14 protein-coding genes are annotated in these 14,188 nt (G+C 63.4%); 8 read left to right on the forward strand and 6 right to left on the reverse strand.

The features are described from left to right. Positions 1–66: 66 nt before the first annotated feature. The 3 genes from OZ411_RS25345 to OZ411_RS25355 all read left to right on the forward strand — a co-directional run bounded on the left by OZ411_RS25345 (position 67) and on the right by OZ411_RS25355 (position 4,245). On the forward strand, positions 67–1,197 hold the full coding sequence (locus OZ411_RS25345) for a glycosyltransferase family 4 protein (RefSeq protein ID WP_282530140.1): 1,131 nt from the start codon (positions 67–69) through the stop codon (positions 1,195–1,197). Between the two features lie 115 nt (positions 1,198–1,312). Next, a complete protein-coding gene (locus OZ411_RS25350) occupies positions 1,313–2,851 on the forward strand; it encodes an undecaprenyl-phosphate glucose phosphotransferase (RefSeq protein ID WP_282530141.1) in 1,539 nt (512 codons plus the stop codon). A gap of 119 nt (positions 2,852–2,970) precedes the next feature. After that, positions 2,971–4,245, forward strand: coding sequence for an O-antigen ligase family protein (locus OZ411_RS25355; RefSeq protein WP_282530142.1), 1,275 nt, complete (start codon positions 2,971–2,973; stop codon positions 4,243–4,245). On the opposite strand, the gene OZ411_RS25360 is transcribed toward OZ411_RS25355, so the two are convergent. Then, a complete protein-coding gene (locus tag OZ411_RS25360; RefSeq protein WP_282530185.1) occupies positions 4,214–4,705 on the reverse strand; it encodes a MarR family transcriptional regulator in 492 nt (163 codons plus the stop codon). The two genes, OZ411_RS25355 and OZ411_RS25360, sit on opposite strands and share 32 nt — an antisense overlap. 123 nt (positions 4,706–4,828) lie before the next feature. Between OZ411_RS25360 and OZ411_RS25365 the strand changes: the two genes are divergently transcribed. Beyond that, positions 4,829–6,025 carry an NAD(P)/FAD-dependent oxidoreductase gene (locus OZ411_RS25365; protein ID WP_282530143.1) on the forward strand — a complete coding sequence of 399 codons (1,197 nt, stop codon included), beginning with the start codon at positions 4,829–4,831 and terminating at the stop codon, positions 6,023–6,025. Between the two features lie 128 nt (positions 6,026–6,153). Here the strand turns inward: OZ411_RS25365 and OZ411_RS25370 are convergent, their stop codons facing one another. The 3 genes from OZ411_RS25370 to OZ411_RS25380 all read right to left on the reverse strand — a co-directional run bounded on the left by OZ411_RS25370 (position 6,154) and on the right by OZ411_RS25380 (position 8,947). Continuing rightward, on the reverse strand, positions 6,154–7,326 hold the full coding sequence (locus OZ411_RS25370) for a saccharopine dehydrogenase NADP-binding domain-containing protein (protein WP_282530144.1): 1,173 nt from the start codon (positions 7,324–7,326) through the stop codon (positions 6,154–6,156). 132 nt (positions 7,327–7,458) lie between these two features. Further along, positions 7,459–8,244: a DUF169 domain-containing protein gene (locus OZ411_RS25375; RefSeq protein WP_282530145.1), complete on the reverse strand. Its 786-nt coding sequence runs from the start codon at positions 8,242–8,244 to the stop codon at positions 7,459–7,461. Between the two features lie 163 nt (positions 8,245–8,407). Continuing rightward, positions 8,408–8,947: a DUF488 domain-containing protein gene (locus OZ411_RS25380; protein WP_282530146.1), complete on the reverse strand. Its 540-nt coding sequence runs from the start codon at positions 8,945–8,947 to the stop codon at positions 8,408–8,410. Between the two features lie 103 nt (positions 8,948–9,050). Here OZ411_RS25380 and OZ411_RS25385 point away from each other — a divergent pair, with 103 nt between their 5' ends. After that, positions 9,051–9,266 (forward strand): DUF2945 domain-containing protein, encoded by a 216-nt coding sequence (locus OZ411_RS25385; protein WP_282530147.1) that lies wholly within the window; start codon positions 9,051–9,053, stop codon positions 9,264–9,266. Positions 9,267–9,311: 45 nt separating this feature from the next. Here the strand turns inward: OZ411_RS25385 and OZ411_RS25390 are convergent, their stop codons facing one another. Further along, positions 9,312–10,115, reverse strand: coding sequence for a YdcF family protein (locus OZ411_RS25390; protein ID WP_282530148.1), 804 nt, complete (start codon positions 10,113–10,115; stop codon positions 9,312–9,314). A gap of 226 nt (positions 10,116–10,341) precedes the next feature. Here OZ411_RS25390 and OZ411_RS25395 point away from each other — a divergent pair, with 226 nt between their 5' ends. Together OZ411_RS25395 and OZ411_RS25400 are read left to right on the forward strand one after the other, a co-directional pair. Continuing rightward, positions 10,342–11,283: an acetamidase/formamidase family protein gene (locus OZ411_RS25395; RefSeq protein ID WP_282530149.1), complete on the forward strand. Its 942-nt coding sequence runs from the start codon at positions 10,342–10,344 to the stop codon at positions 11,281–11,283. Between the two features lie 202 nt (positions 11,284–11,485). After that, positions 11,486–13,318 (forward strand): AMP-binding protein, encoded by a 1,833-nt coding sequence (locus OZ411_RS25400; protein WP_282530150.1) that lies wholly within the window; start codon positions 11,486–11,488, stop codon positions 13,316–13,318. On the opposite strand, the gene OZ411_RS25405 is transcribed toward OZ411_RS25400, so the two are convergent. Further along, the gene (locus OZ411_RS25405; RefSeq protein ID WP_282530151.1) at positions 13,313–13,660 is read right to left on the reverse strand and encodes a GrlR family regulatory protein; all 348 of its coding nucleotides are present in this window, start codon (positions 13,658–13,660) and stop codon (positions 13,313–13,315) included. The genes OZ411_RS25400 and OZ411_RS25405 overlap by 6 nt on opposite strands. A gap of 277 nt (positions 13,661–13,937) precedes the next feature. Here OZ411_RS25405 and OZ411_RS25410 point away from each other — a divergent pair, with 277 nt between their 5' ends. Next, positions 13,938–14,135 carry a hypothetical protein gene (locus tag OZ411_RS25410; RefSeq protein WP_027580595.1) on the forward strand — a complete coding sequence of 66 codons (198 nt, stop codon included), beginning with the start codon at positions 13,938–13,940 and terminating at the stop codon, positions 14,133–14,135. Positions 14,136–14,188: the final 53 nt, after the last annotated feature.

A 14,188-nucleotide genomic window follows, 5' to 3' on the forward strand; every position in this document is an offset into this window, starting at 1 on the left:
TTCGATGCTTGCGCGCGGCGCTTCAGCCGGCGATTGCATATTCACCAGCGGGCGTGGGTTGTGACCATGGATTCCGATCAGCCGCTCCGCATCCTGCATGTCGTGCGAGCCCCTGTCGGCGGGATCTTTCGTCATATCCTCGACGTTGCCAACGGACAGATCGAGCGCGGCCATCACGTCGGCATCGTCACGGACAGCATCACCGGCGGCGAGCGCGCCGCCACCGCGCTAGCGGAAATCGAACCGCGCCTAAAGCTCGGCGTCCGCCGTGTGGCCATTCGCCGCGAGCCGCGGTTTGCCGATACGATGGTCTGGGCGCAGATCGCCGGCCTGATCTGGAAATTGAAGCCGGACGTGCTGCACGGCCACGGCGCCAAGGCCGGCGCTTACGTCCGCCTGCGGCCGCACTCCAAGCACACGATTCGCGTCTACACGCCGCACGGCGGCTCGCTGCACTACCCGCTCGACACGCTGAAGGGCAATTTCTACAGCCGGCTTGAGCGCGCGCTGATGAACAGCACCGACCTGTTCCTGTTCGAAAGCGCCTTCGCACGCGACACGTATCAACGCACGGTCGGCACGCCGACCAGCGGCGTGGTGCGCTGCGTGTTCAATGGCGTGACCGCGGAAGAATTCGATCCGGTGGCACGCGCCGAGGATGCCACCGACATCGTCTATGTCGGCGAGTTCAGGCACATCAAGGGGGCCGACCTCCTGATCGACGCGGTGGCGAAACTGCGCGCCGAAGGCAAGCCGCTGACGCTGACGCTTGCCGGCGACGGCGAGGAATCGGAGAAGCTGAAGGCGCAGGTCAAACAGCTTGCACTTGGCGATGCCGCGCGCTTCATCGGCCATGTCAAAGCGCGTTACGGGTTCTCGAAAGGCAAGCTGCTGGTCGTTCCCTCCCGCGGCGACTCGATGCCCTATGTCGTGATCGAGGCTGCGGCCGCGGGGATCCCGATGGTGGCAGCCAATGTCGGCGGCATCCCCGAGATCTTCGGCCCGCACACGGATGCGCTGTTTGCGCCGAGCAACGCTGCCGCCATGGCGGAAGCGATCAGCCGCGCGCTCGACGATCCCGCGGCGACATTGGCGCGCGCAGAGACGCTGCGCGAGCGAATCTCCGCGCATTTTTCGCAGAAGGCGATGGTCGAGGGCGTACTCGCCGGCTATCGCGATGCATTTGCCAATCGTTAACCACAAGTTACCCACGTAACCGTTTGTTCCGATTTCTCCCCTAATCCCTGACGCGGGGCAATTCCGCAGCGGCCTTTGCATCCCTATCTGCGGCCGCAAGAACGGACGTGACGACGTGGAACCGATTGACGCACGCTCGATGCTGGACGCGGCCGCGACCGCCGGTGGCGGCCGTCCGCCGGTCGAACGACGCCGCAGGCTATCGCCCTCCGCGCTCGTCGTTACCAATGAAAAGGTCCGCGGCGCCTATTCGCCGGTCGTCATCACCGGCATCGTTCGCCTCGTCGATTTCATTCTGCTGAGCCTGGTCGGCGTCGCGCTTTATCTCTGGTACGTGATGCCGCTCTCCGGCTTCCGCTGGGAATATGTCGCGGCGATCCTCGCCATGACGATATCGGCGGTGGTCTGCTTCCAGGCCGCCGACATCTACGAAATCCAGATGTTCCGCGGACAGTTGCGGCAGATGACGCGCATGATCTCGTCCTGGGCGATCGTGTTCCTGCTGTTCATCGGCGTGTCGTTCCTGGTCAAGCTCGGCGGCGAGATCTCGCGGGTCTGGCTGACGGCGTTCTTCTTCGTGGGTCTTGCGGCCCTGATCGTCGAGCGGCTGATCCTGCGCGGCCTGGTGCGGCGCTGGGCGCGCGACGGCCGGCTCGACCGCCGCACCGTGATCGTCGGCGCCGATGAGAACGGCGAGCAGCTCGTCGAAGCGCTCAACGCACAGTCCGACACCGACATCCGCGTGCTCGGCGTGTTCGACGACCGCAACGATGATCGCGCGATGGATAGCTGCGCCGGCAGCCCGAAGCTCGGCAAGGTCGACGACATCGTCGAGTTTGCGCGCCGCACCCGCGTCGACCTCGTGCTGTTCGCGCTGCCGATCTCGGCCGAGACCCGCATCCTGCAAATGTTGAAGAAGCTCTGGGTGCTGCCGGTCGATATCCGCCTGTCGACGCACACCAACAAACTGCGTTTCCGTCCCCGCTCCTATTCCTATCTCGGCAAGGTGCCGACGCTCGACGTGTTCGAGGCCCCGATCACCGACTGGGACCTGGTGATGAAATGGCTGTTCGACCGCATCGTCGGCGGCCTGATCCTGCTCGCCGCGCTGCCGGTGATGGGGCTGGTGGCGCTTGCGGTGAAGCTCGACAGTCCGGGCCCGGTGCTGTTCCGCCAAAAGCGCTTCGGCTTCAACAATGAGCGGATCGACGTCTACAAGTTCCGCTCGCTCTACCATCATCAGGCCGATCCCACCGCATCGAAGGTCGTCACCAAGGACGATCCTCGCGTCACCCGCGTCGGCCGCTTCATCCGCAAGAGCAGCCTCGACGAATTGCCGCAGCTCTTCAACGTCGTGCTGAAGGGCAATCTCTCCCTCGTCGGCCCGCGCCCGCATGCGGTGCAGGGCAAGTTGCAGAACCGCCTGTTCGACGAAGCGGTCGACGGCTATTTCGCGCGCCACCGCGTCAAGCCCGGCATCACCGGCTGGGCGCAGATCAACGGCTGGCGCGGCGAGGTCGACACCGACGAGAAGATCCAGAAGCGCGTCGAATTCGATCTCTATTACATCGAGAACTGGTCGGTGCTGTTCGACCTCTACATCCTCCTGAAGACGCCGTTCTCGCTGCTGACCAAGAACGAGAACGCGTATTGAGAGCCGTCATTGCGAGCGAAGCGAAGCAATCCATGTCGCAACCCGGGGATAAATGGATTGCTTCGTCGCTTCGCTCCTCGCAATGACGCCGTTGTAAAGTTTAGGTGCGTGAATTCGTGATGGCCTACGCTGCAACAGCCGGGACGTCCCTTCCGCAAGCCGCGGTTCCGCCCGGCGTGCTGGCGCTGCAGCGCGCGATGGTGTGGCTGGCGGGCGCCTCCGGCGCGATCGTCTTCATCGAGCCGAGCCCCTACGAATTGGTGACGCTGACAGCGGCCATCATCTTCTTCGCGACCGGCCTGCGGATGCGGCTCGCCTTCATGCCGCTGCTTCTGATGCTGATCTTGCTTAATGTCGGCTACAGCATCGGCGCCATCCCGTTTCTCGACAGGCCGGAGGTCGCAACCTGGATCGCGACGTCCTGGTACATGGCGGTCACCGTGGTGTTCTTCGCCATGGTTACTTCCGAAGATACCGAGGCGCGGCTGGACATGCTCCGGCGCGGCCTCGTCGTCGGCGGGATGATCGCATCGCTTGCGGCGATCGGCGGCTATTTCCACCTCGTGCCCGGCGGCTACGACCTCCTGACCCTGTATGAGCGCGCCCGCGGCACCTTCAAGGATCCGAACGTCCTCGGCGCCTTCCTGATCCTGCCGGCGCTGTTCTCGTTGCAAAGCGTCGTCTCCGATCCTCCCGGCAAGGCATTCCGCAACACCATCGCCTTCAGCATCATGTCGCTCGCGATCCTGCTCGCGTTCTCGCGCGCGGCCTGGGGCGGCCTCGTGATCACCGCGGCATTCATGCTGGCGCTGATGGTTTTGACCAGCCGCTCGCAGACCGAGCGCTCGCGCATCATCGTGATGGCGCTCGTCGCCGTCATCCTCGCAGTCGCGCTGGTCGCGATCCTGTTGTCGTTCGACTCGATCGCGCAGATGTTCAAGCAGCGCGCGAGCTTCGACCAGAGCTACGACGAAGGCCGCTTCGGCCGGTTCGGGCGCCACATCCTCGGCGCCCAGATGGCGCTCGATCTTCCCTTCGGCATCGGTCCGCTGCAATTCCGCAACTACTTCCCAGAGGACACCCACAATTCCTATCTGAATGCGTTCATGTCAGGTGGCTGGATCTCCGGCCTGACCTATCCGGCGCTGGTCTTCGTCACCGTGGTCACGGGCTTCCGCTACATCTTCCTGCCCGTGCCTTGGCAGCGGACTTATCTGGCGATCTTCGCAGCCTTCCTCGGCACCGTCGGCGAGAGTTTCATCATCGACACCGATCACTGGCGCCACTTCTGGATGATGCTGGGGGCGATGTGGGGCATGTATGTCGCCGCAGCGCGCTACCGCAGCGCCTCTGTACCGGCGCTCACCGCCGAGGCGGCCGCCCGCGCTTCTTAGCCGGCTTCTCCTCGGGCGCATCGAGCAGCCCCTTGAGCTTCTCCGTCGCTTCCAGCACGGCCTTGTAGCCTTCATTGGCGAAGCGCAGCAGCAATTGCAGCTCGGCTTCCGAATAGGTGCTCCAGAGCCGCTGCATCGCCTCCTGCATCGGTACGTAGTAGCGCCCAATCCTGGCAGCGTTCTCGGGCACAGTTACGATGTAGACCTTGCGGCGGTCGGTCTCATCACGCTCGCGACGCACGAAGCCGGCCTTCTCCAGGCGGTCGACCACGCCGGTGATGGCGCCGGTGGTGAGCCCGGTGACCTCCGCAAGCCGGCCCGCCGTCACGCGGCCTTCGAGATTGAGGAAGTCGAGGCATTCGAGGTCGGAACCGGAAATTCCCGCCACGTTGGCAACGGCTTGCCCGTACAGCACGCCCTGTGCGGACGAGCGCCGCACGGCCTCTTCCAGCTCCTGCATCAACGCCACGCGCGACTTCAACCTTGACAAGGCCCCTCCTATCTCTTAGTAAACATACATCTTATAAACTAAGATAATTAATTGCTCACCTTTCGTAACCCACGCGACCGAACGGAGCAAGCCATGCCGCGCCGTCCCCGCAAGGCCCTGATCATTGGCGGCGGCATCGCCGGCCCTGTCGCTGCGATCTTCCTCAAGCGTGCCGGCTACGACGTCGAAATCTACGAGGGCTGGCCGCATTCGAGCGGCATCGGCGGCGGCCTGCAGATCGCGCCGAACGGCATGCACGTGATGGCCGAGCTCGGCCTCGCCGACGAACTGATCCGCCAGGGCTCGATCGCCGAATCCTTCGATTTCTATTCGCAAGGCGGCAGGAAGCTCGGCTCGATCAACCGCGACATGGAGAAGCGCTTTGGCCAACCGGCGGTGAACATGCGCCGCGCCACGCTGCAGGAGATCCTCTTCAACAAGGCCTGGTGCTCGAACGCCGAGCTCTATTTCGAGAAGCGCCTGGTCAGGATCATCGACCGGCCCGACCAGCCGATCGTCGCTTATTTCGCCGACGGCACGACCGCCGAAGGCGATTTCTTGATCGGTGCCGACGGCGTGCACTCGAAGGTGCGGCGCCATGTGGTGCCTGACGGACCAGAACCGTTCGACACCGGGCTGATCGGTTTCGGCGGCTTCGTGCCCCGCGCTGTGCTCGAAGGCAGATCGATCGGCGGACGCGTCGAGACCACGTTCGGCCAAAGCGGCTTCTTCGGTTACGGCTTCTGCAGCTCCGACCCCACCGACGGCGTGATGTGGTGGAGCACGCAGCCTTCGCATAGTGTCGACGCCACGACATTCCGTGCCATGGATCAGGCGGCGCTGAAGCAGCATTTGCGCGACTTCCATCGGGGGTGGCACGATCCGATCCCGCGCATCATCGAGGCCGCCGAGAACATCGTGGTGACCGACACGCTCGATGTCGCGAGCCTGCCGACCTGGTCGCGCAAGCGCTCGCTCCTCATCGGCGACGCCGCCCATGCCACCAGCCCGCATGCCGGCCAAGGCGCTTCGCTGGCGCTGGAAGATGCGATGCGCCTCGGCAAGCTCATGCTCGACGGACAGGAACTCGGCCTGACCTTCCAGAATTTCGAGCAAGAGCGCCGCCCGCGCGCGGAAAAGATCGTCGCGATCGCCCGCCGCAACGGCAACAGCAAGCGCGAATTCAGCGCCGCGGGAGCGTGGGTTCGTGATCAAGCGCTGAGTCTGCTGCTACCGGTGACCTCGCGATGCATGGATTTTATGTACGTCTATGATCCACGGGCGGCGTAGCCGTAGGGTGGGCAAAGCGCAGCGTGCCCACCTTTCTTGCACCGACCGCGGATGGTGGGCACGCGGAGCCTATCATCGGGCGCGCGTTCGCGCGACCCGTTGGCTTTGCCCACCCTACAATCCGAAGCCTACGTCTCGACCTGGAACGTCAGGCCGGCGTGATCGACCAGCCGCTTGATGAGCTTGTCCTTCATCGCAGCGCCCGGCGTCCAGATGCCGGCGGGAACATCCGGCGCATCGCGCAGCAGGCAGATCGCGCATTCCGAGATCATCTTCGCCGTTGACCCATAGCCGGGATCGCGATCGCCTTTCACCGACGCGCGCACCTGGCGGCCGTCGGGCGCAATCGCGACGTACAGCAGATCATAGCGCCCGTTCTCGCGTTCTTCCTTCGAAGGCCCCTCGCCCGGCTTCGGCGCATTCGGACCGGTCTTCTCGGCGTTCGCGGCCATCACCAGCTTGGCGTTGGCTTCGCCTTTCTCACCGGGACCGGTCAGCACCATCTCGTCGTAGATGAATTCCTTGCCGTAGGGAAAACCCATCAGCATGTTGGAACGGTGGACGTTGCGTGTGTTGATGAGCGCCATCATGAACGGCGCCGCCCAGGACTGCAGGTCTTCCTCGTAGGCCGGCCTGTTGCCTCGCGGTTGCTTGGGGCCTTTAAATCCGGGCGTCAGCGCAAAGGGATCGTTCAGGATGGTGATCAGGCTGAGATCCTTGGCGACTGCATCGAAGGTCGCCTTGGCACTTGCCGCGGTGCCGCCGGAGAGCGTACCGCGCATGTCGCGCACGCGGCCCTTGACGCGGGACGCCGGCGCGCCGAACACGCGCCTGGCCTCCTCCTGCACGAAGAATGCGCCGAGCTCGAACGGCACCGAGTCGAAGCCGCAGGAAAACACGATGCGCGCACCGCTTGCCTTCGCAGCAGCCTCGTGCTTGTCGATGATCTGCCGCATCCAGACCGGCTCGCCGCAGAGATCGAAGTAATCGACACCCGCTTCCACGCAAGCGGCGACGACGTCGTTGCCATAGAGCTGATACGGGCCGACCGTGCTGATCACGGATTTCGCCTGGCCAACCATGGCTCGCAGCGACGCGATCTCACTTGAATCGGCAACGATCAGCGGCGTGTCCGCAGGCGCGCCAATGGCGTCGCGCACCGCAGCAAGCTTGTCCTTGCTGCGCCCGGCCATCGCCCATGTCAGGCTGTCGCCCTTGTAATGCTGAGCGAGATATTCGGCAACGAGCTGGCCGGTGAAGCCGGTTGCGCCATAGATAACGATGTCGAACTTCGACGACATAGGATGACTTTCCCTGAAACGAACGATTGCCCCTTCTTGTCATTGCGAGCGAAGCGAAGCAATCCATTTCACGGCTTGTGGAGGCGTGGATTGCTTCGTCGCTGTCGCTCCTCGCAATGACGGCAGGAGTTCCTACTTCTTCGCATACGACACGCCCATGCCGGCACGCACGTCGGCCTGGATGCCGTAGGGCGCAATGGGATAGCGCAGGCCGTTCTTGGCGAGCTGTTTCATGCCGGCGATCGCCTTGGCAAGATCGGCCGGCGGCAGCGCCATCAGCATCTCCTCATCCGGCACGCCGCCATAGCGCCGCTCCGCAAAGCAAGGCAGCGACAGCGACGGTTCGCGCATCTTCAGCGCCCGCCCCCAGGAATCCGCGCAGGCGGTCTCGCCGACCACGCCCCATTCAAACTTCTTGTAACCGGTATATTGCAGCCCATTGATCAGGATGATCATCTGCCCCGGCGTCGCATAGACGAGGCAGATGTCAGGCGGATTGAGGCGGCCGCTGGAGAGCGGGCTTGCCACGAAGGCCTTGTACTGGCCATAGGGCACCACATCCAGCGCCTCCTGGCGCTTGCGCGCATCTTCCGCGGTGCCATGCCAGACCCCGACATAGGATTCTCCCGCAAGCCATTTCTCGTCCTGTGGCGCGAGCCCGATCACGGCGCGGCATTGCGCGCCGACGAGATCATCGGCAGTGACGCCAACCGTCCAGCCAAGCCGCGAGGCCATGCTCACGATCTGGTCGGTGGTGTGGATCGCGGTCGGGCGCCGGATCTTCGGGATCGCCATCATGTCCTCGACCCGCTCGAACAGCTTCAGGCCGATCACGGTCGTCTTCAGCCTGAGCAGGCTGTTGAGATCGGCCACCATCGTGGCCAGATCGAATTGTTCCGACGGTGTCTGCTGTTGCATGGCGTAAGTTCCCGGGCTTGTTTTGCCCGATCTTAGCCCGATCGACAGCTGGTTGCGACCCGCATTCTAAGGCGTGGACCCATTGAGGCGCGGCCACCGCCGCATCGATGCGAGGTTGCGTGCGCGGCAGCGATGCGGGCGGACATCGCCGACTCGCACGACATCACGACGGCGGATAGACGAGTGATACGCCGTCCTCGCGCGCCGCGGCAGTCATCCTGGCAATTTCAGCGCGCGCCGGTCCCATCAAGTGGAAGACATCTCGTCCATGGTGGAGAAGGTAATCGGCGACGAACCGTCGATGGCAACGCCACCAGACGGCTTCCGAACACATGATCGCGCACCTCCGCCCTAAGCTCAATTGCTCCAGTTGCGATAACCCCCTGCGAAACTCGTCAGAGAGCGCGTAGTCCGCATAGTTGTGGAAGCTCTGGTTGATCCAGAAGGCATTTACTTCGGGTGGCACCGTTTTCGATTTTGCTCGTCGGCCGCCAAGTTCCTCGATCCAGATATAACCGATCTGCCAAGCCGAAAGCGCCTCAGGCAGCTTGTCGATATTGAACTGGGGGTTGGTTCGTGACCGCGGGAAGCTACGGATGTCCACGACCATCCCGATCGAACCGACGTTCAAGAGCTCGACGAATTCGACGATGCTGCGCGTCGCGTGACCGACCGTGTAGATGGGATTGATTTCGACCGGCATCGTGCAAATGGAGATCGGACGGCGTTGCTTCACGCGATCAAGATAGACCGTTAGAATGCGTTTGCTAGTGGCCTGTACTGCTCGCTAGACAAGGAGGCTGCAGATGGCTGAACGATTCAAAGTCGGCGATCGAGTCCGGTGGAACTCGGAAGCTGGGCATGTCAGCGGCACGATCATCCGAGTTCACGTCAAGGATTTCAACTACAAAGGCCATACGCATCACGCGAGCCCGGAATCACCGCAGTACGAAATCAAGAGCAGCAAAACAGACCACATTGCCGCTCATAAGGGGGAGGCCCTTACAAAGCTGTCTGACTGAGCGGCTTAACCCTGATCATCCCTCCCGGACTTGCGAGTATATGTCCTAGTTGGTCGATGGCCCCGGCAGCAACGCGTCGGTTCGGCCTGCGGCACGATAGGCGATCAGGCCCATCCACTCGCGCACCGCAAGATCGGTCCGCGACAATCCATCGAGTGCGGTGTTCGTGAACCAGAAGACGTCGTTGCCCGTCCCGACCCGCCAGTCGACGGGATAAGGCTCAACCGGAAATCCCACTTTACGGAACAGCCCAACGGATCGCGGCATGTGGAACGACGAAGTCACCAGGAGCCAACGCTCGCCCGCTTTCGGCGCCACCAACGCCTTGGAGAATTCGGCGTTCTCCCACGTGTTGCGCGACTGCCGTTCCATAGTCAGCCGCGATTTCGCGATGCCGAGGTTTTCGAATAGCTCCGCCACGTAATCGGCTTCCTTGGCATCATTGGAAACCAGGTTGGCGCTGCCGCCAGTAAACACCACGCGCGCATTCGGATATTTTCGCGCAAGCTCGGCCGCGGCGATGATGCGGTCGGCTGCGTTACGCACGATCGGCGTATCATGCGAGGCCGAAAGATCGGAATCGACCGAACCGCCGAGCACAATGATGCCATCGGGCGTGCCTTCGGCCGGATTCCAGGGCGGAAAGCGCGCCTCCAGCGGGTAGAGCAATAGGTTTCCAAGCGGCGAGAACCCGGCCACGACAAGCAGCACCATGACCGCGACCAGAAGCTTGCGGCCAAGTGCGGCAAACCGCGTCGCGAGCAAGATGGCCCCGAGCACGCCGATGCCGATCAGGAAATTGCCCGGCAGCAGCATGACGCCGAGCGTCTTCGACAGCACAAAAAACACCCGCGGCGGCCTCCGATCCGTTCAACCTGGGGGAGCGCCATAGCAGCAATCGGTCCGGCATTCCATCTTGTGCGGATCGGGCTGGCACCGATCCGCTTCATGGCCGCGGCATCGGCTCACACAATGATTTCCGCCGGAATGTGATTGGGCAACGATTGATCTGACTGCAAAAGCCCATTCTAAATGCGATGCACGTCGCACATTACACGCTCGCCAGAGAAATCCCATGACACACCATAATCTCCCCGCGAGCCCCGAGACCTGCCACTGGGGCTTTTTCGAAGCAAAACTTAAGCCGGTGCTCGCGATCAAAAGCGGCGACGAGGTCACCATCGACACCGTCAGCGGCAGCCCCGACGTGGTGCCCGACCGGGCCAAATTTCACATCCCGCCGGAGCTTGCCGAAATCCACGCGAGGTCCGAGCGGATGCTGCCGGGTCACATCCTCACCGGCCCGATCGCGGTCGAGCGTGCCGAGCCCGGCGATGTGCTGGAGGTCGATATCCTCGATGTCAGCCTGCGGCAGGATTGGGGCTACAACCTGATCCGCCCGCTCTCCGGCACCCTGCCCGACGATTTCCATCAACCGCGCATCCTCAACATCCCGCTCGATCGTGAGCGCATGGTCGGCCGCCTGCCCTGGGGATTGGAGCTGCCGCTGAAACCGTTCTTCGGCGTGATGGGCGTGGCGCCGCCGCCGGCCTGGGGTCGCATCACCTCGCTGATCCCGCGCGCGATGGGCGGCAACCTCGACAACAAAGAGCTCGGGCCCGGCGCCAAGCTCTATTTGCCGGTGTTCGTAGCAGGCGCGCTGTTCTCCTGCGGCGACGGCCATGGCGTGCAAGGCGATGGCGAGGTGTGCGTCACCGCGATCGAGACCGCGCTGCAAGGGCGCTTCAGATTGACGCTGCGCAAGGACCTGAGCCTCAACTATCCCCGCGCCGAGACCGCCGATCACTACATGACGATGGCGATGGACCCGGACCTCGACCAATGCGTGGTGCGCGCGCTGCGTGACATGATCGCGCTGCTTGGGGAAAAGCGGAATCTGTCGCGCGAGGATGCGTACACGCTGTGCAGCCTCGCCGCCGATCTGCGGGTGACGCAGACCGTGAATGGCTCGAAAGGTATCCACTGCATGATCGCGAAGGCGATCGTGCACGGCTGACCTGCCGCCGTCATTCCGGGGCGCACGAAAATGCGAACCCGGAATCGCCGGCGTGCTCTGTTTCGTGACCGCCGGATTTCCGGGTTCGATGCTAGGCTTCGCCCGGGAATGACCGATTGCCGCACTTGTGCTTCGCAAACTGCGCTCGATACAATCGACCCGATACAATCAAACAACGAAAACAAGAACGACAGGGAGACACATGCTGAAAGAGAGATTATCGCCGGCGGAAGAAGCCGCCCGCGAACAGGAAATGCGGCAGGAGCTTGCCGCCTGCCCACGCATCCTCGATCTGATCGCCCGCGGTCCGCTCGGCGATCCCAATGCGGAAGGCGTCATCTATCTGCGCTCGCCGCTCGATCCCAATCCGGTCATCCTCTCGAACGAGCAGCTCATGGGCTCGGTCAAGGCGGCGGAAAACTTCTTCCGCCGCGAAGGCATCGGCAGGGAGGATGCGGTCGCGATCCTGTTGCCGAGTTGCCCGGCCGCGATTGCCGCAATCTGGGGTGCGGCGGCCTGCGGCATCGCCGAGCCGCTCAATCTCCTGTTCACGCGCGAAGCCATCATCGCCCAGCTCAATGCCATCAAGGCGAAACTGCTGCTGGCGCCGCCACCGGGCATGCCGGGCGGGCTTTACGAGAAGATCGAGGGCCTGCAGCGCGACGTGCCCTCGCTGAAGCGCATCGTGATCGTGCCGCTCGACGGCACCATCTCGTTCGATGGTGAGGTGCTCAAGCCCGATCCGGCGTGGCGCGACGATTACGGCCAGTCGAAGGATTTCTCCGAAGCCGACCGCGTCGCCGTGATGCTGCCGACCGGCGGCACCACCGGCCATCCCAAGGTGGCGCGGCTCACCAACCGCGCGATGGTTGCCTCCACGGTCTCGTCTCGCATGTCACTCGACTTCCGAAAAGGCGAACGCTGCACAATCACGCTGCCGCTGTTCCATGTCGGCGGCCTGTTCTGCACGGTCGCCAACTGCCTGTCGGCCGGCGCGACCATGTTCATCCCCGGCCCCGCCGGCGCGCGCGATCCGGCGCTGATCACGAATTTCTGGAAGATCGTTGAGAAGTACCACGTCAACATCAACGGTAACGTGCCGACGGCGCTCGGCGCCATCGCCGGCGTCCCGGTCGGGGACGCCGACATCTCGTCCCTGCGCGTAACCGCCACCGGCGCATCGATCTGCCCGCTGGAGATCGAGCGCCGCTATCTTGCGACCTGGGGCGGTCCCTGCATTCAGCAGCTCTACGGCATGACCGAGCTTGCCGGCGCCATCACCCACGACGTCCACGGCATCAAGCCGCGGCCCGAAGCCGTCGGCACCCGCAATCCGCTGGTCGAGCTTGCGATCCTCGCGGGTGGCAAGCTGCACACCAGCCCGTGGCCTTCGCCGGTCGGCGAACTCTTGACCCGTGGGCCGCAGGTCTTCGCGGGCTACGTCGACAAGAAGCAGACTGAAGACGCCTTCCACGACGGCTGGCTGCGCACCGGCGACATCTGCCGGATCGACGCCGACGGGTTCGTCTACATCATGGGCCGCGCCAAGGACGTCATCATCCGCGGCGGCCACAACATCGATCCGCGCTCGATCGAGGACGCGGCGCTGCAATTTCCTGGCGTCGCGCTTGCCGCGGCGGTCGGGCGCCCCGACGCTTACGCCGGCGAGGTGCCGATGCTGTTCGTGTCGACCCAGCCCGGCGTCCAGGTCGATCCGCAGGCGCTTGCCGCCTTCGTCCAGGAGAACATCCCCGAGCCGCCGGCGCGGCCGCGCGCGGTCTCGGTGATCCCGGAAATGCCGGTGACGCCAGTCGGCAAGATCTTCAAGCCGAAGCTGCGCGAGATTGCCGCCGGAGACGCCGCGCGCGAATTGCTTGCCGCGGAAGGCCTTGCCAAGGAGGTGAACGTCGAAGCGATCACCGATCCGTCGCGCGGGCTTTATCTGCGCGTCAACGCTACGCCCGACAAGGCGGAGGCGGCCGGCCGGCTGCTGCAGAAATTCCCGGTGAAGGTCGAGGTGTCTCGCACCTCATAATTTCGAGCGCAGCATCAGCCTGGCAACGAACATGACGCTGGTCTTTCCGACCAGCGCCGTCCCACTCACCTGCGCGATGTCGGCGGAATAGAGGCCGGTGAAACCGCAGGTCACATCGCGCCCGCCGAACAGCGGCAATACGCCGACAGATCTGGTGTGTTCGCTGGTGGTCAGCTCGCCGCGCCATTTGCCGTGATCGGCGCTGTAGGAGCCTGAGTAGTAGAAATACGAATCTCCGCCCGCGATCCTGCCGTCGTGCAAGACGATGACACCGTTGGCGCGGCCCTGCCCGCCCTCGGTCATCTCGATCTGAATGGTGTAAAGCCCGTTCGTTACTGTCATCGCGCCCGAATTCCCCGACGCATCATCATCGGCCCGGGCGACAGGAAGCAATCCCATAAATCGAAGAATCCATGCGCGTTTCGCCGCGCCCTCGCCGCCCGCCCCTGGGCGGTGCACACGGGGTGCGCGCGTTATCCCCAGGGCTGTCAGAAATTTTCTCGTTACTTCCCAATTGGATAGCTCACGAAAAGCGAATCAATTTGACTCGCCGGTGTAAAACTAAATAGAGTCTGAATAGATACTTTTCTGTACAGGCGTAAAAGGCTAGCGTTTTGCCATGGCCACGGAGAAAGCCGAGACCGATCGCATTCCCGTCACTTTGGCGCTCTCGACCATCGCTTACATGGAGAAGCTGGTGAGACAGGGTACCCATGGCACCAGCGTCCCCGGCGTCGCCCGGACCTTGATCGAGGAAGGCATCCGCCTCGCCATCAAGGATGGGTTGTTGTCGATCCGCGACAACGGTAAGCCGTGAAGCGAGGCGTCAGACGGTCCGGCTGAAGGGTGGTCAAGCCAACCCGGAAACTT

It is taken from the genome of Bradyrhizobium sp. Arg237L (assembly GCF_029990105.1).
In the GTDB taxonomy this organism is placed as follows: Bacteria; Pseudomonadota; Alphaproteobacteria; order Rhizobiales; family Xanthobacteraceae; genus Bradyrhizobium.

Coding starts and splice junctions, on each gene's coding strand:
- OZ411_RS25355 (WP_282530142.1), top strand. CDS start 2,971: ATGGCCTACGCTGCAACAGCCGGGACGTCCCTTCCGCAAGCCGCGGTT.
- OZ411_RS25400 (WP_282530150.1), top strand. CDS start 11,486: ATGCTGAAAGAGAGATTATCGCCGGCGGAAGAAGCCGCCCGCGAACAG.
- OZ411_RS25405 (WP_282530151.1), bottom strand. CDS start 13,660: ATGACAGTAACGAACGGGCTTTACACCATTCAGATCGAGATGACCGAG.
- OZ411_RS25385 (WP_282530147.1), top strand. CDS start 9,051: ATGGCTGAACGATTCAAAGTCGGCGATCGAGTCCGGTGGAACTCGGAA.
- OZ411_RS25410 (WP_027580595.1), top strand. CDS start 13,938: ATGGCCACGGAGAAAGCCGAGACCGATCGCATTCCCGTCACTTTGGCG.
- OZ411_RS25365 (WP_282530143.1), top strand. CDS start 4,829: ATGCCGCGCCGTCCCCGCAAGGCCCTGATCATTGGCGGCGGCATCGCC.
- OZ411_RS25370 (WP_282530144.1), bottom strand. CDS start 7,326: ATGTCGTCGAAGTTCGACATCGTTATCTATGGCGCAACCGGCTTCACC.
- OZ411_RS25375 (WP_282530145.1), bottom strand. CDS start 8,244: ATGCAACAGCAGACACCGTCGGAACAATTCGATCTGGCCACGATGGTG.
- OZ411_RS25380 (WP_282530146.1), bottom strand. CDS start 8,947: ATGCCGGTCGAAATCAATCCCATCTACACGGTCGGTCACGCGACGCGC.
- OZ411_RS25395 (WP_282530149.1), top strand. CDS start 10,342: ATGACACACCATAATCTCCCCGCGAGCCCCGAGACCTGCCACTGGGGC.
- OZ411_RS25360 (WP_282530185.1), bottom strand. CDS start 4,705: ATGCAGGAGCTGGAAGAGGCCGTGCGGCGCTCGTCCGCACAGGGCGTG.
- OZ411_RS25345 (WP_282530140.1), top strand. CDS start 67: ATGGATTCCGATCAGCCGCTCCGCATCCTGCATGTCGTGCGAGCCCCT.